Origin of the sequence: Gelidibacter salicanalis (assembly GCF_007997285.1) — a bacterium.
Taxonomy (GTDB): Bacteria; Bacteroidota; Bacteroidia; order Flavobacteriales; family Flavobacteriaceae; genus Gelidibacter; species Gelidibacter salicanalis.
Genome location: NZ_VORX01000003.1, coordinates 578,092 through 602,162 on the forward strand (window position 1 = coordinate 578,092; position 24,071 = coordinate 602,162).

The following is a 24,071-nucleotide window of genomic DNA, read 5'->3' on the forward strand; positions in this document are numbered from 1 at the left end:
TAACCTAGTTATAATAGTAATTTTATTTACCTTTGGGTTTAAATTTAAGCATTGCCCATGTCCTCATTTTTCAAACAGCTCATCTTATTATCTGTCCTCATTTGCTTTAGCTGTAAATCTGAACCAGAACCTGTTGTGGATCCTTTGGAGGCTCAGGAGAAATCGTATACAATTAAAGCAGAAGACATTGAAAAGCTTAGGTATACGGATTATGTCCTAAGTCCGGAAAGTTCCGAAGCAATTTTAGATTGGCAACTCTTCCAAGATCTGCAAGGTCACATGGAACTTTTAAAAAGCGGCAATTTGTCATTCTTTAGGGTCGAAAAAGGCATTATGGAAGAATTTATTACCGAATTAAAGATGCAGCAGCCGCCGGTAGTGATTACACCTGCAATCAAATCGAGAATGACGGTGTTAGAAACGAATCTTTTAAGGTTGCAAAACCTTTCCAACTTAGATAATATTAAGAAAGCATCGCTTTTGGAAGCTATTGAAGAGCTGCTTATAGCCGATGCAAATTTTAAACTGCAATTGAATAAAAAGTTCGAGAAAGAAGCGCAACAGATTCAACTTCCTGTAAAGATACAGTAATAGTTTTTGTTGAAAACGGATGGAAATCAAAGGTTTAATTCGCAAGAATGCTATATGATATTCTTAATGTAATTTCTTAATTTTTTGTTAAGATGTAACAAATCCCTCTTTTAAGCTTCTTATTAATACCTAAATTAGGCAAAATAAAATCTATTAAACACTATGAACACCAATCTTAAGTATGCGCTTGCAATCACTGGCTTGGCCGTTACAACCTTAGTAGGATGTAAGGAAGAACCAAAAAAAGACACCGCAATGGCAGAAGAAAAAATTCCTGGGATTGTCCTTGAGAACATGGACACCCTAGTCAGTCCGAAAGATGATTTTTACAAATTCGTCAATGGAAATTGGGAGAAAAATACCACCATTCCTGATGATGAAACCCGTTGGGGCGGTTTTGGCGTCTTACGCAAAGCAACACGTCAGGATGTTTTAGACATTGTAAAGACTTCAAAAGAGTTAGGAACGTACGCTGATGGTACGGACCAAAAGAAAGCCTTGTTGCTTTTTGAAAGTGAATTGGATACCGTAGCAAGAAACACAGCTGGTATTACGCCAATTAAACCTGCGTTGACTGCTATTGAGGGCATCAAAAACCTGAGTGACATGCAAACGGTTATGGCTACTGTTGATGGTGTAAGTGCGCCTTTTACGGGTATTGCTGCATCACCAAATCTTAATGATAGTAGTATGAACATGACCTGGATCTTTCCTGGAGGTCTTGGATTACAAAGAGATTATTATGTAGATCAGGATGCGAAATCAAAAGAGATCAGAGAAAAATATGTAGCGCATATTGCAAAAATGCTTCAGTTTATCGATTATGATGAAGCCAAAGCAACAGCAGCAGCAAAGAAAATCTTAGCGATGGAAACCAAATTGGCGGAGCCAAGATTGGATAAAGTGGCCATGAGAGATGCACGTAATTATAATAATCCTGTGGCCTTTGCTGATTTGCAAAAAATGACCCCGGCTATTAACTGGCAAAAAATGGTTGACGACTTAAAAATCGACAAAAAGATTGAAACAGTTAATGTGATGCAACCAAAGTACATGTCGTCTTTGCAAAACTTTTTAAAGCAAACACCTATTGAAGATGTCAAAACCTTAATGGTTTGGAATACCTTGGATAACTCAGCCAACTATTTGTCTACGGAAATTGAGAAAGCCAACTGGGATTTTTACGCTAAAACCTTAAATGGAGCTCAAAAACAACGTCCAGCTGAAGAGCGTGCCTTAGGTACAGTTGACGGGGCTGTTGGGGAAGCTATTGGCAAACTCTATGTGGAGGCTAAATTCCCGCCAGAAGCAAAAGCGAAAGCTGAAGAAATGATTGCTGACGTGATTGAAGCGTTTCAAAATAGAATTATGAAGTCTGATTGGATGACTGAAGAAACCAAAAAGAAAGCAGTTGAAAAGTTAGATAAATTCACGGTTAAGATTGCGTATCCTGATGAATGGGAAGACTATTCAAAACTTCAAATTAAAGACGGCAATACGTATGCACAAAATATGTTGGCGGTGAGTACATGGGCAAGGGAGAAGAATTTCTCTGAAATTAATGAGGCAGTAGACAAGAAAGAATGGGGCATGGCACCACAAACTGTAAACGCTTATTTTAACCCTCGTAATAATGAGATTGTTTTCCCTGCAGCTATTTTACAACCTCCGTTTTATAACTATACGGCTGATGCAGCGGTTAATTATGGTGGAATTGGTGCCGTGATTGGTCATGAGATTTCTCACGCATTTGACGATTCTGGTGCACGTTTCGACGGCGATGGAAACTTGAAAAACTGGTGGACGGAGAAAGATTTGGAAGAGTTTACCAAACGTGGTGACGCCTTGGCAGAACAATACAGTGGTATTGAAGTAATGGATAGCGTATTTATTAACGGTAAGTTTACCTTAGGTGAAAACATTGGTGATCTTGGTGGTATCCTTGGTGCTTACGATGGATTGCAGTTGCATTTTAAGAAGCACGGACGTCCTGAAAACATTGACGGTTATACTCCTGAGCAACGTTTCTTTATGAGTTGGGCTACCGTATGGAGAACCTTAACCAGAGAAGATGCTTTAAGAACGCAGATTAAAACGGATCCGCATTCTCCAGGTATTTATAGAGCTACACAACCTTTAAAAAATGTAGATGCATTCTATGAAGCTTTTGATATTAAAGAAGGCGATCCAATGTACTTAGCACCTGAAAAGCGTGTGAGAATTTGGTAGTATTCTAAAATCTATGAGATATAAAAAAGGCAGTCTATTGAAAAATAGACTGCCTTTTTTAATTATTTACGATATCATAAAAGATCCCTACTAGGCTTTTTAGGCCATCTTAATACTTAATTCTAACAGCGCAGCGATCTTAATACTTTAAGCGAAGCGGTCTTAATACTAGCTCCTAGTCCGTTCCTTTCTTACGATTCAACAAGGCCTCTTTGCTAATTTTAGCCATATTAAAATTAGGATCAATTGCTAAGGCGCGATTTAAAGTGGCTAAAGCAATTTCTTGGTTTGCATCTTTATCTTCACTATAAACGACAATCGCTTTTAAGTAAAGGAATCCAGCTTTTAAGGAGGTTTGATACGGTTGTTGGGTTTCAAAATACGTACGTCTCATCTCATCTGTGGCGTTGGTTAAACCATATTCAATCTTTTCCTTTGCGCCTGTTAAATCGCCAGTTTGTAACATTAAATCGGCTATTTCGTAGGCGACGCTTGGAGTCGCTTCTTTTGTAAAAAGTACATTGTAAAATTCTAAAGCACGCTTGCGGTCGCCCAATTCTTTTAAAGCAATGGCTTTAATTTCCGTATTTAAATCAGAATCAGTACCGCTTTTTTCAATTCCGATTGTATTTAAAGCTTCCATATTACGACCTTCCGAAACGTAGATGTAGGCTAAAGTATCCTTTCGAGCTTGAGTAGGCGCGATAACATCAAGGTGCGTCATGGCGTTAATAACGCCTTGTATATCGCCTTGCTTCTTCATTTGCTTGTAATAGCCTTCAAAATGTTTTTGAAGTTCTGTTTTGGTCTGTGCAGTGATGCTTAAGGAGCTCATCACCACAACAAGTAGTATTAGTTTTTTCATGGTTTAATAAAATATTCAGTGTCTTTAAATCAGGACGTTATTACATTAATAGCGCCAAATCTATAAAAATTAATAAAATAAACTCTTAAAAAGCTGGTAATTGTTAGAGGGCATGAACAAACTGGTAGGATAAAGTCTGTTGTATTTTTTCACTGTCTATGCGTTTGCCTTTGCTTGGTTCGGAATGGTCAAATTGAGGACGAGGGATGTTCTTGGCATCACATATGGCGTTGTAATAGGCTTCTTTTGTGCGATGTTGCGGAGCGGCAGCGTTAAATTCCGTTTGCCATTTTTCATGTTTCAAGATGGCTTTGATGATGCCGATGCAATCTTGCTGATGAATTAAATTCACAGGGGCTTCTGGGTCTTTGACATTGGTTCTTCCAGAAAGAAATTTTGCGGGGTGACGCTTGTCGCCTATTAACCCTCCAAATCTTAGAATGGTGGTTTGAAAGTTTGGATTGGTCTTGAAAATATGTTCTGCTGCAATCAGTTGTTTAGCGGTGGCAGATGGTGCATCGGTTGGACTTTCTTCAGTAATAAGTGGTAGGTCTAAAGTATCTTCATAAACAGAAGTCGAACTGACATAAAGGACGTTTTTAATATCCGAATCTTCAATGTGTTGACAGAGTAGTGCCATTTTTTTTGTAAAATCGGAACTGGGGTCTTTTCGCAATCCTGGTGGAATGTTAATGATCAACACCTCCGAATCTTTTAGGCAGTCTTCAATGTGGCCGTGAATGTTGTCTTCGGAAATGGTGACTAGAAATGGAGCGATGCCTGCCGCTTTTAAAAGCTCAAACTTATCAGTTGATGTGGTGGAGCCTTTTACAAGATGCCCATTTTTCACCAATTCTGCAGCCAGTGATAAACCTAACCATCCGCATCCCATAATACTAATATGTTTATTCAAAAGTCAAAGTTTTTTTTATGATTATGGCGTCATTGAGTACAAATGGTTTCGGAATCATCGTCTTTGGACGTTCCGGAATTCGAAATAATTCATTGGTCAAGAGATCAAAGGAGACTTCAAATACCTTGAACGTTGTTTTTTGAGTTGCCGGAACCGTAAAATTCAATTCTATAGTTTTGTGTTCGGTCACCATATAACTGAACAAACGGTCTTTTATGCGATCCGTAAAAACATGATCTTCTAGTGCGTTCTTTTCAATTTCCAAACCGTTGATGTTGAAGGAAATAAATTGATTTGAAGTATCGGCATAAAATTCTAAGGTATTCACAGCGCGCTGTGGCGAAATGAATACCTGCAGCTGTCGGACAGTTCCGATAATGGTATCTTTTTGGATGTCTATATAAGGTGTTTTTAGCGGTTTAATGATTGCTTTTTTACTGTAGGACAGTGATGTGCCATATTTACTTTCAAAGTTGATAGAAGCGGCGTCAAAGACCTCCGGCTCTTCAGTAAGATAGTCTTGGGTCCAAGTGTCTAGGATGTTATCGTAAGTTGCCCAATGTGCCACATCGTTATCGGCATCATATAAATAGACGAGGCTGTTTGGTTTTGGACGCTCTTCATTAAAATCAGATTGGAAATGTGCGGCTACAAAACATCCAAAAGCGGCAAAAAACAATAAGAACGCCCATCGATTTTTATAACGTGAAAATCCGAAAACCGTAATACATAAGGAAAATATAAGTGAGACGAGAACCGTTGTCGCAACAATCATCTTAAGTCCGAGACCTACCGGAAACATTTTTATAAATGGGGACATGATGAGCAACAATGGAAAGAGTAAAAAGGTCATCAGAATAATATCTGGACGCTTTTGTCGGATCAATACAAAAAGACTTAGCAATCCGAAATAAACAGGAATGATAAAAAAGCTAGCGCCTTTTAGCTTCAAGGCTACGGCACCACAAATGATCAACCATAACACTAATGGCGGAACGGCTAAACTGGCAGTGTTTTCAGGTTTGTAAACTTTGTTATATAGCCACATGCAGACCGCTGTAGAGAAGAGTGCAAATACCCAAATATAGAGATGTCCATTATAAGGAAATCCATGAAGAATCTCCCCGTATTGCGGATACAGTGCCAATAAGAATTTCCATCCAAAATAGCCTACAACACCGTTAATGAGCAGTGCGCCAATCCCCGGAAGGAAACCAAGAGCCATGTATTTGGCATTTAAGCTTCTTTTTTTGAGTCCGTAAAATACCAAGGCACAAAAGATAAGAATGGCCAAAATGAGCATTGGTAAAATCCACGAATTTGGATAACTGACCATTTTAAAAAGAGGCACGTTAAAGTATACAGAATCTTCTGTACTCTTTAACGTGTTGAGGTTGGCATCCGAAAAATAACTGAGCAAAGGCATCAAATAACTGCCCTGATGCTCTAAGGTGTTTCGGTCTAAACGCTCAAAGTTATCTAAGGCGGTATGATAGTCGTAGTGGTCATCTATAAAGGCAAAATTAAGACCGTCAATATCGCCGTCTTCCCTGAAATAGGTCAGATCAGTATCATTAGGCAACATTTTATAAATGCTATAAGCCAAGGAATTCGCGACAGGATACTCTGGATTAGCTTCTTTAAACCCAATAATCAAATTCTGATTTCCACCATTAGTTTCTATCAGCATATAACTCGGGCCGCCACTGCCTCGCGCTTCAAAATTTAATACGAGTCCGACGTCTTTGGCCCAGGGATGTTGATTCACAAAAATATCAGCACCGTTCAAGCCTAATTCTTCCGCATCAGAAAACAGAATAATAATGTCATTTTTAGGGGTTTTGCCTGTGCTCAAATAAGCGCGAATGCCTTCCAAGATTGTTACCACTCCTGAACCCGCATCACTAGCACCAAAGGACGCGTGCGATTTGCTATCGTAGTGCGAGAGCAGGAGCAGGGCTTTAGAATTTGTACTGCCTTTAATGCGTGCTAATATATTTTTGGGTTTGACAATGCTTCCCCATTTTTTATTTTGACTATACGCCTCCTGTACTTGGGTTTCCAATCCTAAATCATTCAAGGCAGTGATCAAATAGTTTTTGACCAATTCATGCTCATCAGAACCCACATAGTGCGGTTTTTTGGTGATATTTTTGAGATGAATTAAAGCCCGTTCAGAAGAGAAGGCTGTTTTTTCAGTATTCAGATCAGAAATACGGGTGGGCATTAAAGCGAAAAAGCTCCAATAGATAGCCAAAATTATAAGGGCAAGTGAGATGGCTTTTTTAAGCATAATTCGTCAGTTTGGTTGGTAGGTTAAATCTACAAAATTAATTTGGTGTAATTCGGTTTAGGTTAAATGGGGAATTATCGTTAAATTTAAAGTTCACTAAATTAATAAGTTATGGCGATAAAGAGTTTTCAAGGCGCACGAAAGCAGCAGCAAAAAGGCACCACACAGTTGCCTTGTAGAGTGTGCGATTATATGACCACAGACCTGATTACATTTAGAACCGATCAGAAAGTAATTGAGGTGGTAGAAATCCTGATTAAGAATAAAATTTCGGGTGGTCCCGTAGTTAACGCCCAAAATGAATTGGTCGGAATAATATCAGAAGGCGATTGTTTAAAACAAATTAGCGAAAGCAGGTATTACAATATGCCTATGGAAGATGATACCGTGGAACAGCGCATGGTTAAAAATGTAGAAACTTTAGACGGGAATATGAATGTTTTTGATGCTGCCAACGTGTTTTTAGAATCCAAACACCGCCGCTTCCCGATTTTAGAGAACGGCAAATTAGTGGGGCAAATCAGTCAAAAGGATATTTTAATGGCCGCCTTAGAAATGAAGGGGGATAATTGGAATTCAACCACTCGAACAAGTAATAACGGATAATCAATCCTAAGAAACTTTTAATTATTTGGAAGAAAATTTCATGAGAAACTTTGTTTTATGTCTTTGTGGTTTGGTGTTGCTAACCTGTTCTCCAAAAGATGCAGACGAGCCGCCCGAAACATTTTCCACGCTTACCTATACTTTGATGGAGAAAAACGATACTTCAAAAGTCGTGTATAGACAAAATTACGCAATGGATGAAGAAGGCAAAGTAATTTCGGAAGATTACACCAACTTCCTTTTTCCTCAGCACAGTCGGGTTAGTTATTTTGAATATAACACTAAAGGTCAGTTGGTTAAAGAGATTAGCGATGGAATGGTTCATAAATCAATTTTGTGGACTAACAATGTTGCAGAAGTGTTAAATGCAAAAGACGAAAAAATAGCAGAGTTTACGTTTGATGGCGATATGCTTACGTCTTATAAAACCCAATTTAACACCAGTCATGAGCGCCATATAAGCCTAATTTATGATTCTAATAAGAACATACAGTCATTAAATGTTGACGGGGAGACGAAAATTGAGTATTTAGATTATGATACAAGTAAAAGAAATCCTTTAAATCTGATTAAATCCATTGGGATTTTAAGAATAGATTACAAGCCGTTTTTTACGAATATCTTTAGTGTTGAAAAAGTTTATCCGTTTGAAGGCGATGATTATAGCGTTCCTATGTCTTTTTATGATTACCGATACACTTTTGATTCAGAACAAAGAGTTTTTAAAATTGAAGATGATAAATCTGCTATATACATAAGTCAGTTTGAATATCAATAGGATCTGTAAAACTAACTCTCCCGTTTAACCAAGGCATAATAATCCCCTTCAATAGGCAAATAGCCTTGGTCATAAACAAAGTAATACACCGTACCTATCTTGGTGGTGTAGATGCTTGTGAAGTAGTTAAAATCAAAACCTTTTTCGATAAGTTTCCCACGGGAAACTTTTGTTTTTTGCTCTGGATTTAAACTTTCCAAAATCCGATAATTTTTACGCAACCTGTTATTGGTGTTTCTAATAAGGTTTTTGCTGTCTTTATTGATGGTATTGTTATAGGAATTTCTACAGGCATCACTGCAGAATTTTTTATCGGTTCTCCCGATAATCTTGTCGCCACATTCTAAACATTCTTTGTTCATGTTATGGGTTTGAGGTTGTTGTTAGGGTATTAAAGATATACTTTCTTTCTGTATTTTAAATTACAATCCTTTTGAAAGAATCAGGGTATTGGTGTTATTGACTTTTTCAAAGACTTCCGTGTGATATTTATGGGATTTTAAAAATTCAATCACTGCAATAAGCGCAGTACTTTTTGTTTTTTCTAAGGAGGCATTAAACAAGATGGCGCCGTTACTGGTTGAAGCCGTGAGAACCTGTTTCCAAAACGGGAGCGCTAAAAAGGGCATAGGCACTTCCGTATCAATAAATAAATCGATGATGATTAAATCATAACGATTATTGTTGGTCTGCATATAATGTAATGCATCCTCACAAACTACATGCAAATGCGCATCGTCTTTCAAGTTAAATTCGTTTTTGGCAATATCAATTACTACGGGATCGATATCCACGGCCGTAATGGTTTTTGAATATGAAAAATCGTGGCGCAAAGTTTCAACTACGCTGCCGCCTCCTAGACCTAAAAGCAAAACAGAATTGACTTGCTTTAGATTGATTTTTTCTAAACCAAATTTTAAAATCCGTTGTAAGGAGCCATAAGAATAATTGGCGTTTTTGGTGTCGAGATGCTTTCTGCCATTGTACCAGGTAATTTCTAAAGTGCCACTATGGTCTGAGTGCACTTTTTTTGTAAGAGGGTAGAAATAACTGAGAAGCTTTGCCATGACTCAAATATAGTGTTTTAATGGTCTGATTTACCCGTTTACAAACGACTACAAATATTTACAAACGATTTTAAATAGTTAACTACCGATTAACATTAGGATCCTGTCACATCTTTGCCATGTTGAATTGACCGAACGATATTCAATAGTATTAACTGTTTAACCTTTAAATTTTAGAACTCATGAACGCATTAAGAAACACAGTACAGTTGATTGGAAGATTAGGACAAGATCCAGAAATCGTAAGTTTCCCTGATGGAAACAAAATTGCTAAATTCTCTATGGCTACTGATGACAGTTACAAAGACAAAAGTGGCACCAAAGTGGAGCGTACGTATTGGCATAACGTAGTTGTTAGAGGTGGATTGGTAGACGTGGTTGAAAAATATGTCGCCAAAGGCAAGGAGATCGCCATTGAGGGCAAATTGACCAACCGCTCTTGGGATGACAAAGATGGACATAAGCAGTATATGACAGAAATTCAGTGTAATGAACTGCTGATGTTGGGAGGGAAATAACACGCCAATCCCAATAGTATAAAATTCCAAATTCCAATTGGTACCAGTTGGGGCTTGGAATTTTTTTTGGTTATTATTTTTAAAAATAGAGCTCTTGAGCCAATCGAAACGTGTTGGCATGTGCTTCAATAATTATTTTGATATCTGGCGAATAGCCGCCGCCCATACTACACATTAGAGGAATGTTGTGGTCTTTGCAGGTTTGTAGGACATAGCGGTCGCGCGCTTTGCATCCTTCTATAGATAAACTTAATTTTCCTAGTTTATCGGAAGCAATCACATCTACCCCGCTCAGATAATAGATAAAATCGGGTTGTTCATCAGTAATTAATTTTTGCAAGGAGTCTTTTAAAATCGAAAGGTAGGTGTCGTCGTCACAACCATTTTCGAGCGCAATGTCCAAATCACTTTCTTCTTTTTTGAAGGGATAATTGCCCCTCCCGTGGATAGAAAAAGTAAAAACGGAAGGATCATCCTGAAAAATTTTTGCGGTACCATTGCCTTGGTGCACATCCAAATCAACAATCAAGATTTTCTTAGCCAAGCCTTTATCTTGCAAATAACGGGCGCCAATAGCTTGATCATTTAGCATGCAAAACCCTTCGCCGCTATTAGAATAAGCGTGATGAGTGCCACCAGCAATATTCATCGCGATGCCAAATTTTAGAGCAAATTCACTTGCTTTCATAGTGCCATCGGCAATCATCACCTCGCGTTTTACCAAGCTCTCACTCAATGGAAATCCGATTTTCCGAACCGCCTTGGCATCGAGGGTTAGATTTTTAAGTTGATTGTAATAGTCGGGGGTATGCACTCTTAAAATTGGAGCATCATTTGGAACTACAGGTTCAAAAAAATTGGCCTTGGTGCAGGTGCCTTCATATATTAATTGTTCTGGCAACAATTCATATTTAAGCATCGGGAACCGATGACCTTCAGGTAACGAATGTTTGTAAATAGGATGAAATGCTATTTTAAGCATGAGAGTTTAACTTACGACTGAACTTGTTTTGTATTGGTCTTCAAACAGAAATGCGCAAATTATAAAATCTATTTTAGATATTGAATGATAAATGCAATAACCACGCTGACCATTAATCCGATGTTTACTTTTCCTAAGTCTTTGGCGATAATGATATAGGTGTATTTGATTTTATTTTTGTTGAGCAAATACGTCATTGCCAATTCTCTACCCGCCAAAATCCCTATAAAAACCCAAGTAGTGCTCATTGGAACGGTGTTGAGGTTTCCAAAAATGAACAAGAAAACTCCATAGATAAGATCGATGATGGTTGCAGATCGGATGTTTTTGGTATTCGATTTCTGATTCACAATTTCTTGAATCTTGCCGCCTCGTTTCTTGAAAATATAAGCCATAAGTACGAGAATAACACTCAGTGCTAACAGTAATTCAGTCAACGAAAGTTGTCGCGGAAGAAAAACGAAAATATTGGCAAAATCCTGGATGAGCCATTGCGACCATAAGAACCCGGTAGAAATCCATTGGGCTACCAACCAATAGTGTTTGCGGGAATGTTTGTCTAACTTTTCTAAGGATAAAGGCGATTCAAATTTTTTCGAAATGATTACATACACCACAATGGCAAAAACAAAAGACAATGCGTATCCATAAACCGATTTTAAAATCATCTTTTCGATAATCTGACCAGTGGAAAACACACTAAGAATCATAAACGTGGTGCTGACAGGAATTCCTATCCTCGTAATAACTAATAAAGTTAAAGGTGCTAACAAAAGCCACCATTCCATGTTTTCGGGTAGAGGAATATTAAGCAATCGACCATAGGAAACGTCACCCGAGTGGGTCACCCATCCATAGATTAAAGTGGCAGATAAAATAGTAACAGCAAACAGCCATAACCACCACCATTTTAAATTGTGATTGGAGGCCATAAACGTGCCCAATGTTTGGATCACGTCGTTTGCAATTACAGCATAGGCACAAATTATAAACCCGATAGCTCCAATCATTAATTCCATAGGAATGTGTATTTTATTTAAGCAAATGTATTTCTGTTCCTACCATCACATGTTAAGGTAACGTTATTTAATTGTAAGGAAATAAAATTAACTTGTTTTGGATTTTTTAACATGACATTGATATACCTTTGTACTTTAGAATGTTATAATGTTCACTATTAAAGGCGCCATATTTTATGTTTTAGGATGGGTGATGTTGCTAGGGTCTTCTGATCTGACAGCTTCATCAGTGTCATCTTATATGCCAGTGGATACTATTGTAGCGTCACAGGATCATGACCATGTGCCGTTTACTTTTGATGCGGTTATTGACTTCAATCAATCGTTTACCTATGAAGTTCCAGGAGTAAAACTTATTCCACAGCCTTATAAGCCTAGTGAAAACAACATTACGCCTTTAAACTATCAGCTTTCATATTACGCTATTGGCCAGCAAATAGTGGTCAAACTATCTACAAAAGCCATTATTTTCCCATTTCACTGGTTTACATAGACACTTATTTTTTTAAAAAATAAAACATGAGGTGTTTCATTACACCCTAATCCGTCTGTCAATAATTTAAAATTTAAACCAATGCATATATCAATGAATTTGGTGATGATCCTTGTATCATTACTCGTTATCGTACCCGTAGTTTTATTCGTCTTAGCAGATAAATCAGGAATGTCGAAAAACAAAAAAACTTTTGATGCTGTTGCAAAAGCAAACAATGTGCAATTTACAACCCAAGACATCTGGAATAATACTTGCTTGGGGCATCAGGAACACGGAAATATACTATTGTATATCAATACACAAAATCCAGAACCTAAAATCCAAAAGATTAATTTGGATGAGGTCAGAAAATGCAGCATTACTAAAATTACTAAAGATTATACCAATGGTGATAAGCAGTATTCTGAGTTGTCTAGACTCGATTTGGAGTTTAGCTTTATCTCAAATCGTCAACCTGAAGTCCTGACTTTGTTTAATGCTGAAGATAATTTCTCGCAAAATCAAGAGCAGGCGCGTGCCGAAAAATGGTTGGCATTCATTGAAAAGCAAAGAAATTCTAAAAGTAAGAATGTAGCCGCATAATGTGCGTCACTTAAAAAGCCATTTCTATTTCATTTGTATTGTAAAATAGAAGTGGCTTTTACTTTCTTTTTCGTCTTCGTGGAAGTCTTAATGTCTTATCTGAAACTAGTTTAGAAAATAATTTGGACGGCCTGTGTTGTGTCAATTTTTCCACTACATTTACTTCATAATATAAGCTATGTTACTTTCTGGTTTTTTAGTTGTTTTAGGTTTTATCTTTCTTATTAAGGGTGCAGATTGGATGGTTAATGGCTCCACACTTTTGGCTAAAAAGAATAAGATTCCAGATTTGGCCATCGGGTTAACCATTGTGGCATTCGGGACTTCAGCACCAGAATTGGTAGTAAATACTGTAGCCTCTTATGAAAATCATTCGGATATAGTATTGGGCAATATTATCGGCAGTAACAATTTTAACCTGTTTATGATCTTAGGAATTGTCGGGCTTATATTTCCCATTGCCGTGCAATCCTCTACAGTTTGGAAAGAAATTCCCATCTCCTTGGTGGCTGCTTTGGTGTTTTTGATACTGGCCAACGGCTATGTAGTTGGCAATATAGGCTTGTCGAGAGTTGACGGCATCATCTTGCTCATCTTGTTTCTGTCCTTTCTATTTTACATTTACAAGCAGATGAAAAGTGATGTCTCCACGACTGAAGACGTGGTAGTCATTACGGCCTCTAATTATAAAATATGGGGATTTATTGTATTGGGATTGATTGGTTTGGTGATTGGCGGGAAATTGATTGTCGATAACGCTGTGTCTATTGCCAGCAATTTAGGCGTGAGTGAGAAGATTATTGGTCTTACTATTATTGCGGCTGGAACGTCGTTGCCAGAACTGATGACGAGTGTGGTTGCGGCCCTTAAAAAGAACAGTGATATTGCCATAGGAAATATTATTGGCTCTAATATCTTCAATATTTTCCTGATACTTTCCATAAGTTCTCTGGTCCGTCCAATTGAATTTAGTCCCGTGTTTAACACGGACATTTATTTTCTGGTAGGTGGTACCTTATTCTTATTTGTCGCCATGTTTACCGGCAAAAAAAAGATTTTAGACCGTTGGGAATCTGGAGTATTGTTAGCCGTATTTATTGGATATACCACCTATCTCGTGCTTCAAGAAATACAATAGATTAGGGTTTGTGCAATTTTAGTTGGATGCGCTTTCGCGGTACGTCCACCTCTAAAACCTTAACAATAATCTGTTGATGTAAGGACACGTGGGTGTTGACATCACTCACAAACGAATCGGAAAGATTGGACACATGAATCAAGCCACTTTCTTTAATACCGATATCCACAAAGGCTCCAAAATTGGTCACATTATTTACGATGCCTGGCAACAATTGTCCTTCTTCAACATCATTGATGGTTTTGATGTTCTGATTGAAGGTAAACACTTTGGCTTGCTCCCGAATATCCAAGCCTGGTTTTTCCAATTCTTTAATGATGTCCTGCAAGGTGGGAAGTCCCACAGTATCGGTGATATACTTTTTTAAATCTAATTTTTTGAGTTCAGCCGTGTTGCCAATCAAATTGTCCACTTTTTTACCTAAATCTTTCGCCATTTGTTCAACAATAGGATAACTTTCTGGATGCACTGCAGAATCGTCCAATGGGTTTTTGGCCGATTTAACTCTTAAAAATCCTGCGCCCTGTTCAAAAGCTTTTCCGCCTAACCGCGGTACTTTTTTAATGGCGTTTCTAGAGGTAAATGCGCCGTGTTCTTCGCGGTAATTCACGATGTTTTCTGCCAATTTAGGACCGATGCCCGACACATAGCTCAATAAACTTGTACTGGCTGTGTTCAAGTTGACTCCAACAGCATTCACGCAACTTTCCACCACAACATCCAATTCTTTTTTCAGTTTTGTTTGATCGACATCATGTTGGTATTGCCCAACGCCGATGGATTTGGCATCAATCTTAACTAATTCTGCCAACGGATCTTGCAGGCGTCTCCCAATAGATACTGACCCACGCACGGTAACGTCATAATTTGGAAATTCGTCTCGGGCAATTTTTGAAGCGGAATAAATACTGGCGCCAGCTTCACTCACCACAAAAACCTGGATATTGTTTTTAAATCTAATTTTTCTGATAAAAGCTTCGGTTTCCCTAGATGCGGTACCATTTCCAATAGCGATTGCCTCAATGTTATAGGCCTCGCTTAAAGAACTTATCTTTTTCATCGCACCTAAAGTGTCATTTTTTGGTGGATGTGGGTAAATGGTTTCGTTATAAAGCAGGCCGCCTTGCGCATCCAAACACACCACTTTACAACCTGATCTAAATCCGGGATCGATGGCCAGAATGCGTTGTTCTCCCAAAGGAGAGCCGAGCAGTAATTGTTTCAAATTTTTAGCAAAGACAGAAATAGCCGCTTCATCAGCTTTTAACTTAGCATTTTGGAGCGCTTCATTAGAGAGTGAGGGTAATAACAAGCGTTTATAAGCATCCTGAATGGCAATTCTAATTTGGTCTGCACAGGCCTTATTGGAGCGCACAATACGGTCTTCAATTTTAGAGAGCGCTTTATCATCATCAATATTAATTTTAAACTTGATAAAGCCTTCACTTTCCGCACGTAAAATGGCTAACAATCTGTGGGATGGGATGCGACTCAATCCTTCTTCCCAGTCGAAATAATCGCGGAATTTTTGTGCGTTATCATCGTTAGCTTTTGCTTTGACAACCTTAGTTGAAATCATAGCGAAACGCTCCAATTGCTGACGTATATTGTTTCTGACATCGGTACGCTCATTGATCCATTCTGCAATAATGTGCCGTGCGCCTTCTAAAGCATTTTCCGCAGAAGCGATATCACCTTTGACATATTTATGAGCCAAAGATTCAATGTCTAACGGATTTTGACTCATCAGTATTTTGGCCAGAGGTTCCAAGCCGTGTTGCCGTGCGGTTTCCGCTTTCGTCTTTCTGCTTTTCTTAAAAGGAAGGTAGAGATCTTCTAACGCCGTCAATTCTTGAATGCTCTCAATTTTTTGGCGCAGTTCAGGCGTGAGCGCATCTTGTTCTTCAATTGCTTTTAGGATGGCGGTTTTTCGCTTTTCAAGCGCTTCAAACTGTTCTTTAAATTTTACAATATCCCCAATTTGAACTTCATCAAGATTTCCGGTACGTTCCTTACGGTATCGCGAAATAAACGGAACGGTGGCATCCTCGTTTAATAATTCAACCGTGTTTTTAACGGAAGATTCTGGAAGTTTGGTCTGGGCAATAATATAGGAAATCAACTGCATCGGTTGGCTTTGAATTTGGTTGGCAAAGATAGGAAGATAAAAAAAACTGCTTGAAGTTTCAAACAGTTTTAGAATCATTAGTGTCCGATAAAAATAAATAATAAATTAACAAACTCATTTAAAGCAAGGGACATTAGAAGATTTCCGAAATGAGACTTTGCATTTTAGAAACTATTTCTACCGAGAGGGAATGTGCGATTTTAATTTAAATGATCGTTATTTGTCAGTTAGTTGCAAACAAGTCTTAATTCTTTATTCTAACAGCGCAGCGGTCTTGATTCTTTATCGGACAACAATGTTTTAGAATCTATAAATTGAAAATTTAGACTTAATTGGCAGCCTTAAATGTGGCCAATTTTTGATGTTCTTTATCATACATGACTAAAGCGCGGTCTTCAAAACCGTAAGATGCGGTGCTGGTGAGGGTTTTAATCAATTCATTTTCGGTTTCCATTTCAGGACATGATTTTAAGGTGTTGATCAATTTAGAAAAACTGATTTTTAGTGCATCCCCAACATCATAAGCGCCTTGCAAATCGTTACATCCCGTATACCCATGAATCGTATAATCATCATTAAACTCTATAAATGGATGTCCACCTTTAGCTTCCTGAAGTTGAATTTTCTTGCCCCTAAAAGCCACCAAATGCCATTTCTCGCCCACTAATTTATCCGTAACTTTCTGCAGCACATAAGCCGATTTTAAATCGCCTGTTGGTCTGTTTCCGTCTGCATCCAATAAGGTTAGGGTGTTTTCTCCAACAAAATAAGGGTATCTTTTGGCATCAGATAATAAGAGACGCTGACCTTCATCATCCCATTTAAAAGTGCCTTTAGATTCATTAACGCTTGGCTCCGTCCCTAAGTAGGTCTCTTTTATCATATAAGTATTGTCGTCATTAACGGTGACGACAGTTTTGATGCCTTCGCAAGAAGCACAGGGTACGGTACCTTCATAAGTTCCTACCCAATCTAAAGAGTTTTGACTAGTGTCTGATTTCGCCTCCATATCAGAAGGGTTTGTAGTTTGTGTGTCTTTTTTAGTTCCGGAATTGCAACTGAACACAACTAAGGTTAAGGCAAGACAGAGACTATATATAAGTGATTTTTTCATAAGTTTAAGTTTTGAGTTTACCGGGAAGTATTGAAATTAAACGCTAATCGGAATTATTTGAATGAACCTTAGCAGGTTGCGTTCAGGCTATTTTTTGTCATCGACGGACTCAAAAGTTGAGAGCACATAACCGTTTTCGTCTTTAAAAGTTAATTCGTTATCAATAATTGTATAACTGACCGCTTTACGAAGATTGCCCATAAAAACGCTTTCAATACCATTATCATCACAATAGCGCATGGTGGCCAACATTTCAGAAAACGCAATAGTCTGATTGGCTTTTAGCTTAAAGGTCCCGCCAAAAGGATTACAACCCCCAGTCCCGCCAACACCATTGTCTTTGGATGTAAGGCGTATAAAAGGCTGTTGTAACTCAGTGTTGCTCAAGTTCACAACATCTCCGTTGAGTTTGGTTAAAATCCATTTTGCTCCTACGAGTTGTACATCAGTTTTAGAAGGACTACTCGTGTCAGTTTGTTTTTGTGGCGCATCTTGAGTCTTACAATTAAATAGGAAGAGACAAAATAAAAGCGATAAACCTAAAACGTATTTCATAATGTATAAAGTTATGTGATAATGTTACTCAAAGATAATGAACTGTTTTAAGTTATGTTAAAAAAGAAAAGTCCCTTTTTAACTTATATGCAATCCGTTAGGCACTTTTGCTCCCGTTGTCGTATCCGGATTTACAAATACCAATGCGCCATCTTCAGCTTCGGTCATTAAAATCATGCCCTGACTTTCCACACCTCTTAAAGCTCTTGGCGCCAAATTGACTAATACCGTGACGCGTTTTCCAATTACGTCTTCTGGAGTAAAACTTTCTGCAATTCCTGAAACGATGGTGCGCACATCAATCCCGGTATCCACTTTTAACACCAGTAATTTATTAGCTTTTGGCATTTTTTCAGCCTCAATTATGGTACCTACACGCATATCTAATTTTGAAAAATCTTCAAAAGTGATGGTGTCTTTTTGAGGCTCAACTTTTTTATTTGCCACTTCGTTCGCTTTTTTACTGGCTACTAATTTGTCTAATTGCTGTTGAATGGTATCGTCTTCAATTTTTGAAAATAACAGTTCTGCTTTTCCAATTTGATGCCCTGTTGGAAGCAAGACGTCTTTAGAAGTGATATCCTTCCAGGAATTATTTGCTGGATTTTCAGTTGCGTCAATGCCCAGGATCGATTTTAATTTATCAGCCGTAAATGGTAAAAATGGTTCACTTAAGGTGGCTAGAGCAGATGCAATTTGAAGGGCCACAAACATGATGGTCTTAGTACGAACTTCGTCGGTTTTTACCAATTTCCAGGGCTCTTCATCAGCCAAATATTTGTTTCCTAAACGGGCAAGATTTAATAATTCCTGACTCGCTTCTCTAAATCTGTAGCGCTCAATAGAACTGGCAATGACATCTGGATAAGCTTTTAATGCGGCTAAAGTTTCCTGATCTACTGTGCTAAATTCTGATGCTTCCGGCACTACACCATCGTAATATTTATCAGTTAACACCACCACACGATTGATAAAGTTTCCAAAAATAGCCACCAATTCGTTATTGTTTCGTGCCTGAAAATCTTTCCAGGTAAAATCATTATCCTTGGTTTCAGGCGCATTGGCCGTTAAGGCATAACGCAACACATCCTGCTGATTTGGAAAATCTTCCAAGTATTCAGGTAACCAAACCGCCCAATTTTTGGAAGTGGAGAGTTTGTTGCCTTCCAAATTCAAAAATTCGTTGGCCGGCACGTTATCTGGGAGAATATAAGAGCCTTCCGCTTTTAACATGGCTGGAAAAATAATACAATGAAATACGATATTGTCTTTCCCTATAAAATGCACCAGTTTTGTGTCCTTGTCTTTCCAATACGGTTCCCAATCTTTTCCAACCCGATCAGCCCATTCCTTAGTTGAGGAAATGTAGCCAATTGGCGCATCAAACCACACATACAATACTTTTCCATCAGCGCCTTCAACCGGTACAGGAATGCCCCAATCTAAATCTCTAGTCACTGCTCTTGGGCGTAAGCCATCGTCAATCCACGACTTAACTTGACCGTAAACATTGGGTTTCCAATCTTTTTTATGGCCTTCTAAAATCCATTCTTTTAAAAATGCTTCGTGCTTATCTAATGGTAAAAACCAATGTTTAGTCTGCTTTAATGACGGCACGTTGCCGGTAATTGCCGATTTAGGATTAATTAAATCCGTGGCATTTAAACTGCTGCCACATTTTTCACATTGGTCGCCATACGCTTCTTCATTTCCACATTTAGGACAGGTACCTGTTACAAAACGATCTGCTAAAAACTGATCAGCTTCAGCATCATATAATTGCTCCGTAGTTTCTTCAATAAATTCGCCTTTGTTGTACAAAGTTTTAAAAAACTCTTGGGCTGTATCATGATGGATTTTGGCAGAAGTACGTGAATAGTTGTCAAAACTAATTCCAAAATCCTCAAAAGATGTTTTGATGATGGCGTGGTATTTATCCACAATATCTTGAGGTGTTACGCCTTCTTTTTTAGCTTTAATGGTAATGGGCACACCGTGTTCATCGCTTCCGCAGATAAATGCGACGTCTTTTCCAACAAGTCTTAAATAACGAGCATAAATATCTGCAGGCACATAAACTCCCGCTAAATGGCCAATATGGATGGGGCCGTTAGTGTAGGGCAATGCAGCGGTAATGGTATAGCGTTTTGGATGGTTCATTGTTGTGAAATATATGTGCTCGCGCGAAGTCGAGTGGATTTTTATTAATTTTAAATCTGTTCTGGTTTCTACAGTATAGAACCTGAGATCTGTCTTCTTAAAGACCGCACAAAAATACACAATTTGACCTCGATTTAGAAAAAAAATGTATTTTTACATTATGTCGAAAATCACCTTTACCATCGTTATAACTTGCCTAGCACTGCTGTTTGGAACTCAAGAGTTTTCAGCACAACAACAAACAATATCTAAAGATCAGCATGACCTGGTCCGACCCCCTTATTTAAAGGTTGGTGATACCGTGGCTATTGTCGCGCCATCTGGAATTTTAAAAAACCGAACGGCGGAAATTAAACGCGCCCAAGATTTGTTGAGTAGTTGGGGGTTGCACACTGTTGTAGGGAAACATGTTTTTTCTGATGGCAATCATTTTGCGGGTACTGATGCTGAACGTTGTGCTGATTTTCAGGAAGCGATGGATAATCCCACAGTTAGCGCTATTTGGGCCGCTCGTGGGGGTTATGGTACCATTCGAGTTATTGATAAATTAGACTATACAAAATTCAGAAAAAATCCGAAATGGGTCATCGGCTATTCTGACATCACGGCCCTGCACAGCCAATTGAATGTAGAGGGTTTTGAGTCTATGCACGCCATGATGGCGGTGAGTGTAACTGAAGATTTAAGTGACATTAAGGAAACCGTGCAAACTTTTAAGGATGCGCTTTTCGGAAAGCCTTTAAGTTATAGTTTAGAAGGCTCAGGCTATAATAAACCAGGAGCCGTTACAGCGCCATTGGTAGGCGGAAATCTGAGCTTATTATACAGTATGTTAGGGTCTAAAACCAGCATTGACGTTTCAGGAAAGATCTTATTTATCGAAGAAATTGGGGAATATGCTTACAGCGTAGACCGGATGTTGCAAAGTTTAAAGCGGGCTGGATATTTTGACAACTGCAAAGGTGTGATTGTGGGCGATTTTTCTAAAGTCCGAAAAAACACCACGCCATGGGGAAGTTCTATTGAGCAATTAATTTTAGATGCCTTATCAGAATACAATTTTCCTATTGCTTTTAAAATGCCAGCAGGTCATGAAGAAGACAATCGGGCACTCATCCTGGGTCATACTGTTGAACTTTCTGTAGGTAAGGAGGCGAGTACGTTGAAATTTAGAAATTAGGGTAGTTTTTGTAAGACAATTTTAAGTGAGAAGTGAGAAGTGAGAAGTGAGAAGTGAGAAGTGAGAAGTGAGAAGTGTGAAGTGTGAAGTGAGAAGTGTGAAGTGTGAAGTGTGAAGTGTGAAGTGTGAAGTGAGAAGTGTGAAGTGAGAATAGAGAGAAGAGAGAAGAGAGAAGAGCACCCGAAGACTGGATACTGAGGACTGCAAACTGAATAGTGCCAACTGAAAACTGCCAACTGAGAACTGCCAACTGAATACTAAAACATGGCACAACACAATGAACTCGGGAAAATAGGCGAGAAGCTAGCCTTAGAATATTTGATCTCCAAAGGTTACGAGATTGTATACACCAATTATTTTTATCAAAAAGCGGAAATAGATATCATTGCAAAGCATCAAAATATGATGATTTGTGTGGAAGTCAAAACTCGAAATTCTGACTTTTTTGGCGATCCTCAAGATTTTGTCACGCCGAGTAAAATCAAATTATTGGTCAAAGCCATGGATGCCTATATAATTGAAAATGATCTCGACTTGGAGTCGCGCTTTGATATTATTGCCGTTCTAAAAAATAAGTACAGGGAAGAACTCACGCACTATGAGAATGCGTTTTACCATTTTTAAGCCCTCTTGTCTGACATGCCCAAAACACCATGGCCAAATTCTCTGCTCAAATCTTTTTAACCTTGATTAACAAATACTTAACTTTCTATATTGCTTGCCTCACACCACATTTTCGTTTTCTTTTGTGTGATCGCATTGACATGCTTTTGACGCAGTGCCGAAATTGAAAAGAATTAAACATCTTCCCTTATAAATGGGTAGTGATCCTGAAATCATTTGGTTAGTATTTAGGATGTATGATAATTGTCATATTATAATGGTATAAAATGTTTCATATTTGGCGCTTGTTTATTTTAAAATATCCCTATTATGATAGCGTCGAAACAGACCCATGATTTTCATATTCCTGTAATGGGTTTAGCATATACTATAGATAGTCCAATCAGAGTGGCCCAATACGGCATCTCGTCCGTCATAAGTATTATTGACGATGATCTTTTGGAAAAAATGAATGCTTTTTATAGTCAGAAATTCAATTTGCCCTACCAAGAAATATCTCAAAAGGTTGAGGATTATCGCGCCAAGCGGATCACAGCATATCTCAATTTAGTAGATACTATTGTCAAGGATAAGTTTATAAAGTTTAAAGAAGAAGTCTCAGCAAGCAAATTAGTTTTGGAAAATTTCATAGACATGCTCCCTAATAAATCGAGCATAAAGGATGGACTTTCTAAGATGATCGAAGAGGGATTGTTCGTTAAGGAGACCATTAAAAACTATTTTGATGAGCACATGCAGCCTGGTGATATTGATGTGAACATTATGACAAAGATTGACAAAGATAACTTTAAAGGCACGGAGCAATTACCTATAGAATTTAATGATGCGCATGCATCCCTTCGTGGTTTTGCCAACAGTAATTTGGAGTCGTCAGTGGTGCTTTCAGCCGGAATGAATCCAAGACTTTATAGCTATTTTGAAAACTTTAAAGATTTCTATCCAGACACTCAAAACCGTTTGAGAAAGAAAATCACATTAAAGGTCAGCGACTATCGGTCAGCAATGATTCAAGGAAAATTTCTGGCTAAAAAAGGGTTGTGGGTTTCAGAATATCGCATTGAATCTGGCTTGAACTGTGGTGGACATGCTTTCGCCACTGAAGGATTCTTGCTCGGACCCATTTTAGAGGAGTTTAAAATTAAAAAGGAAGAATTACAACAAGATATACATGCTGTTTTTGTAAAGGCTTTGGCAGATAAACAGATCGAAATTCCTAGCGCCCCGCTAGATGTTAAAGTTACCGTACAAGGCGGTGTGGGAACCGCTGCTGAACACGATTTTTTAATTGCCAATTACCAGGTTGATTCTGTAGGTTGGGGAAGTCCATTTTTGCTGGTTCCAGAAGCCACATCTGTAGACGTAGATACGCGGAAATTATTGGCGGAAGCCAAAGAATCAGATCTATATCTGAGCGATATTTCTCCGTTAGGAGTGCCATTTAACACCATTAAGGGCTCTTCTAATGAATTTTATAAACAACAGCGGATAACAAATAACAAAGCGGGAAGTTCTTGTCCTAAAAAGTTTTTAGCTTTGAGCAAGGAATTTGGCCCTGAAGGAATTTGTACGGCTTCCAAAAAGTATCAAGATGTTAAGTTGGACGCGCTTGCTGCTAGAAAGGAATCGATGACCACGTCTACCTATGACATGGCTAAAACTAAGATTACTGAAAAATCCTGTCTTTGTGTTGGCCTGGCAAATGCTTCTTATCTTGAAAATGATATTCCAATTAAAGGACAACAACAGGGTGTGGTCATTTGTCCAGGACCTAATTTGGCCTATTTTGATAAAGAAGTCTCGTTGTCTGAAATGATACGACACATTTATGGAAAAACAACAGTGCTTTCAGAGACTTACAGACCAAATATGTTTGTTAAAGAATTACAGATGTATGTTGCGTATTTAAAAAACGATATAGCCACGTATACTGATGAATTATCTATTAAGAGCATAAAAAAATGGTCGGCCTTTAAATCTAATTTGTTAGATGGTGTTGGGTATTACCAACAGCTTTTTGAAAACACAGGTACTGTAGAGTATCGTAATATTCAATCTGAACTCATAACTAGTAAGAATGAGATACATACGATTAAAATTCCCGTACTTTAAATTTCATCCCTTCGGAAACAAAACGTGTTAAAAGGTATAAATGGAGCTTGCCTATACAAAAGGTTGGGATTCTTTATTGGGAAATTAATCTCTTTTAAGGGAAAGTCGGTACTGCTTAAAAATC

The 24,071-nt window shown here is 38.2% G+C and carries 22 protein-coding genes; 11 read left to right on the forward strand and 11 right to left on the reverse strand.

Annotated elements, in window-relative coordinates:
• Nucleotides 1-57 precede the first annotated feature (57 nt).
• Nucleotides 58-591: a hypothetical protein gene (locus ES711_RS08760; RefSeq protein ID WP_146892671.1), complete on the forward strand. Its 534-nt coding sequence runs from the start codon at nucleotides 58-60 to the stop codon at nucleotides 589-591.
• A 162-nt stretch (nucleotides 592-753) separates the two neighbouring features.
• Nucleotides 754-2,820, forward strand: a complete 2,067-nt coding sequence (locus ES711_RS08765; RefSeq protein WP_146892673.1) for a M13 family metallopeptidase — start codon at nucleotides 754-756, stop codon at nucleotides 2,818-2,820.
• Between the two features lie 175 nt (nucleotides 2,821-2,995).
• Here the strand turns inward: ES711_RS08765 and ES711_RS08770 are convergent, their stop codons facing one another.
• From ES711_RS08770 to ES711_RS08780, 3 genes are all read right to left on the reverse strand, one after another.
• Nucleotides 2,996-3,685, reverse strand: a complete 690-nt coding sequence (locus ES711_RS08770; RefSeq protein ID WP_146892674.1) for a tetratricopeptide repeat protein — start codon at nucleotides 3,683-3,685, stop codon at nucleotides 2,996-2,998.
• A gap of 103 nt (nucleotides 3,686-3,788) precedes the next feature.
• Nucleotides 3,789-4,598, reverse strand: coding sequence for a Rossmann-fold NAD(P)-binding domain-containing protein (locus tag ES711_RS08775; protein WP_246139156.1), 810 nt, complete (start codon nucleotides 4,596-4,598; stop codon nucleotides 3,789-3,791).
• A complete protein-coding gene (locus ES711_RS08780; protein ID WP_146892676.1) occupies nucleotides 4,591-6,891 on the reverse strand; it encodes a M28 family peptidase in 2,301 nt (766 codons plus the stop codon). Before ES711_RS08780 ends, ES711_RS08775 begins: the two co-directional genes overlap by 8 nt.
• 111 nt (nucleotides 6,892-7,002) lie before the next feature.
• On the opposite strand from ES711_RS08780, the gene ES711_RS08785 reads away from it, so the two are divergent.
• On the forward strand, nucleotides 7,003-7,497 hold the full coding sequence (locus ES711_RS08785) for a CBS domain-containing protein (RefSeq protein ID WP_146892678.1): 495 nt from the start codon (nucleotides 7,003-7,005) through the stop codon (nucleotides 7,495-7,497).
• Nucleotides 7,498-7,537: 40 nt separating this feature from the next.
• Nucleotides 7,538-8,275 (forward strand): hypothetical protein, encoded by a 738-nt coding sequence (locus tag ES711_RS08790; RefSeq protein ID WP_146892680.1) that lies wholly within the window; start codon nucleotides 7,538-7,540, stop codon nucleotides 8,273-8,275.
• An 11-nt stretch (nucleotides 8,276-8,286) separates the two neighbouring features.
• On the opposite strand, the gene ES711_RS08795 is transcribed toward ES711_RS08790, so the two are convergent.
• Both ES711_RS08795 and ES711_RS08800 read right to left on the reverse strand, forming a co-directional pair.
• Complete coding sequence (locus tag ES711_RS08795) at nucleotides 8,287-8,637, reverse strand: hypothetical protein (RefSeq protein WP_146892681.1); 351 nt, start codon at nucleotides 8,635-8,637, stop codon at nucleotides 8,287-8,289.
• A gap of 60 nt (nucleotides 8,638-8,697) precedes the next feature.
• The gene (locus tag ES711_RS08800; RefSeq protein ID WP_146892683.1) at nucleotides 8,698-9,342 is read right to left on the reverse strand and encodes a spermidine synthase; all 645 of its coding nucleotides are present in this window, start codon (nucleotides 9,340-9,342) and stop codon (nucleotides 8,698-8,700) included.
• Nucleotides 9,343-9,524: 182 nt separating this feature from the next.
• Here ES711_RS08800 and ES711_RS08805 point away from each other — a divergent pair, with 182 nt between their 5' ends.
• On the forward strand, nucleotides 9,525-9,860 hold the full coding sequence (locus ES711_RS08805) for a single-stranded DNA-binding protein (RefSeq protein ID WP_146892685.1): 336 nt from the start codon (nucleotides 9,525-9,527) through the stop codon (nucleotides 9,858-9,860).
• A gap of 79 nt (nucleotides 9,861-9,939) precedes the next feature.
• Here ES711_RS08805 and ES711_RS08810 read toward each other — a convergent pair whose 3' ends face one another.
• Nucleotides 9,940-10,842, reverse strand: a complete 903-nt coding sequence (locus ES711_RS08810) for a histone deacetylase family protein (protein ID WP_146892686.1) — start codon at nucleotides 10,840-10,842, stop codon at nucleotides 9,940-9,942.
• A gap of 68 nt (nucleotides 10,843-10,910) precedes the next feature.
• Nucleotides 10,911-11,861: a hypothetical protein gene (locus ES711_RS08815; protein WP_146892688.1), complete on the reverse strand. Its 951-nt coding sequence runs from the start codon at nucleotides 11,859-11,861 to the stop codon at nucleotides 10,911-10,913.
• Between the two features lie 148 nt (nucleotides 11,862-12,009).
• Between ES711_RS08815 and ES711_RS08820 the strand changes: the two genes are divergently transcribed.
• The 3 genes from ES711_RS08820 (at nucleotide 12,010) to ES711_RS08830 (ending at nucleotide 14,077) form a co-directional block, all read left to right on the forward strand.
• Nucleotides 12,010-12,354 (forward strand): hypothetical protein, encoded by a 345-nt coding sequence (locus ES711_RS08820; protein WP_146892690.1) that lies wholly within the window; start codon nucleotides 12,010-12,012, stop codon nucleotides 12,352-12,354.
• Between the two features lie 81 nt (nucleotides 12,355-12,435).
• On the forward strand, nucleotides 12,436-12,939 hold the full coding sequence (locus tag ES711_RS08825; protein ID WP_146892692.1) for a hypothetical protein: 504 nt from the start codon (nucleotides 12,436-12,438) through the stop codon (nucleotides 12,937-12,939).
• 178 nt (nucleotides 12,940-13,117) lie between these two features.
• Nucleotides 13,118-14,077 (forward strand): calcium/sodium antiporter, encoded by a 960-nt coding sequence (locus ES711_RS08830; RefSeq protein ID WP_146892694.1) that lies wholly within the window; start codon nucleotides 13,118-13,120, stop codon nucleotides 14,075-14,077.
• Between the two features lies 1 nt (nucleotide 14,078).
• Here ES711_RS08830 and ES711_RS08835 read toward each other — a convergent pair whose 3' ends face one another.
• The 4 genes from ES711_RS08835 to metG all read right to left on the reverse strand — a co-directional run bounded on the left by ES711_RS08835 (nucleotide 14,079) and on the right by metG (nucleotide 20,034).
• A complete protein-coding gene (locus tag ES711_RS08835) occupies nucleotides 14,079-16,205 on the reverse strand; it encodes a Tex family protein (protein ID WP_146892887.1) in 2,127 nt (708 codons plus the stop codon).
• 328 nt (nucleotides 16,206-16,533) lie between these two features.
• Entirely contained in the window at nucleotides 16,534-17,319 is a 786-nt protein-coding gene (locus tag ES711_RS08840) for a copper resistance protein NlpE N-terminal domain-containing protein (RefSeq protein ID WP_146892696.1), read from the reverse strand.
• An 87-nt stretch (nucleotides 17,320-17,406) separates the two neighbouring features.
• The gene (locus ES711_RS08845) at nucleotides 17,407-17,874 is read right to left on the reverse strand and encodes an META domain-containing protein (protein WP_146892698.1); all 468 of its coding nucleotides are present in this window, start codon (nucleotides 17,872-17,874) and stop codon (nucleotides 17,407-17,409) included.
• Nucleotides 17,875-17,952: 78 nt separating this feature from the next.
• Nucleotides 17,953-20,034, reverse strand: a complete 2,082-nt coding sequence (gene metG, locus ES711_RS08850) for a methionine--tRNA ligase (RefSeq protein ID WP_146892699.1) — start codon at nucleotides 20,032-20,034, stop codon at nucleotides 17,953-17,955.
• Between the two features lie 160 nt (nucleotides 20,035-20,194).
• Here metG and ES711_RS08855 point away from each other — a divergent pair, with 160 nt between their 5' ends.
• From ES711_RS08855 to ES711_RS08865, 3 genes are all read left to right on the forward strand, one after another.
• Nucleotides 20,195-21,214, forward strand: a complete 1,020-nt coding sequence (locus ES711_RS08855; RefSeq protein ID WP_146892701.1) for a S66 peptidase family protein — start codon at nucleotides 20,195-20,197, stop codon at nucleotides 21,212-21,214.
• 264 nt (nucleotides 21,215-21,478) lie between these two features.
• Nucleotides 21,479-21,838 carry a YraN family protein gene (locus ES711_RS08860; RefSeq protein ID WP_146892703.1) on the forward strand — a complete coding sequence of 120 codons (360 nt, stop codon included), beginning with the start codon at nucleotides 21,479-21,481 and terminating at the stop codon, nucleotides 21,836-21,838.
• 309 nt (nucleotides 21,839-22,147) lie between these two features.
• Nucleotides 22,148-23,947, forward strand: a complete 1,800-nt coding sequence (locus tag ES711_RS08865) for a hypothetical protein (RefSeq protein ID WP_246139157.1) — start codon at nucleotides 22,148-22,150, stop codon at nucleotides 23,945-23,947.
• Nucleotides 23,948-24,071 lie beyond the last annotated feature (124 nt).

Bases quoted from the DNA above. Each gene is read 5' to 3' on its own strand.
- ES711_RS08760 (WP_146892671.1), top strand. From the start codon at position 58: ATGTCCTCATTTTTCAAACAGCTCATCTTATTATCTGTCCTCATTTGC.
- ES711_RS08765 (WP_146892673.1), top strand. From the start codon at position 754: ATGAACACCAATCTTAAGTATGCGCTTGCAATCACTGGCTTGGCCGTT.
- ES711_RS08770 (WP_146892674.1), bottom strand. From the start codon at position 3,685: ATGAAAAAACTAATACTACTTGTTGTGGTGATGAGCTCCTTAAGCATC.
- ES711_RS08780 (WP_146892676.1), bottom strand. From the start codon at position 6,891: ATGCTTAAAAAAGCCATCTCACTTGCCCTTATAATTTTGGCTATCTAT.
- ES711_RS08785 (WP_146892678.1), top strand. From the start codon at position 7,003: ATGGCGATAAAGAGTTTTCAAGGCGCACGAAAGCAGCAGCAAAAAGGC.
- ES711_RS08790 (WP_146892680.1), top strand. From the start codon at position 7,538: ATGAGAAACTTTGTTTTATGTCTTTGTGGTTTGGTGTTGCTAACCTGT.
- ES711_RS08795 (WP_146892681.1), bottom strand. From the start codon at position 8,637: ATGAACAAAGAATGTTTAGAATGTGGCGACAAGATTATCGGGAGAACC.
- ES711_RS08800 (WP_146892683.1), bottom strand. From the start codon at position 9,342: ATGGCAAAGCTTCTCAGTTATTTCTACCCTCTTACAAAAAAAGTGCAC.
- ES711_RS08805 (WP_146892685.1), top strand. From the start codon at position 9,525: ATGAACGCATTAAGAAACACAGTACAGTTGATTGGAAGATTAGGACAA.
- ES711_RS08810 (WP_146892686.1), bottom strand. From the start codon at position 10,842: ATGCTTAAAATAGCATTTCATCCTATTTACAAACATTCGTTACCTGAA.
- ES711_RS08815 (WP_146892688.1), bottom strand. From the start codon at position 11,861: ATGGAATTAATGATTGGAGCTATCGGGTTTATAATTTGTGCCTATGCT.
- ES711_RS08820 (WP_146892690.1), top strand. From the start codon at position 12,010: ATGTTCACTATTAAAGGCGCCATATTTTATGTTTTAGGATGGGTGATG.
- ES711_RS08825 (WP_146892692.1), top strand. From the start codon at position 12,436: ATGCATATATCAATGAATTTGGTGATGATCCTTGTATCATTACTCGTT.
- ES711_RS08830 (WP_146892694.1), top strand. From the start codon at position 13,118: ATGTTACTTTCTGGTTTTTTAGTTGTTTTAGGTTTTATCTTTCTTATT.
- ES711_RS08835 (WP_146892887.1), bottom strand. From the start codon at position 16,205: ATGCAGTTGATTTCCTATATTATTGCCCAGACCAAACTTCCAGAATCT.
- ES711_RS08840 (WP_146892696.1), bottom strand. From the start codon at position 17,319: ATGAAAAAATCACTTATATATAGTCTCTGTCTTGCCTTAACCTTAGTT.
- ES711_RS08845 (WP_146892698.1), bottom strand. From the start codon at position 17,874: ATGAAATACGTTTTAGGTTTATCGCTTTTATTTTGTCTCTTCCTATTT.
- metG (WP_146892699.1), bottom strand. From the start codon at position 20,034: ATGAACCATCCAAAACGCTATACCATTACCGCTGCATTGCCCTACACT.
- ES711_RS08855 (WP_146892701.1), top strand. From the start codon at position 20,195: ATGTCGAAAATCACCTTTACCATCGTTATAACTTGCCTAGCACTGCTG.
- ES711_RS08860 (WP_146892703.1), top strand. From the start codon at position 21,479: ATGGCACAACACAATGAACTCGGGAAAATAGGCGAGAAGCTAGCCTTA.
- ES711_RS08865 (WP_246139157.1), top strand. From the start codon at position 22,148: ATGATAGCGTCGAAACAGACCCATGATTTTCATATTCCTGTAATGGGT.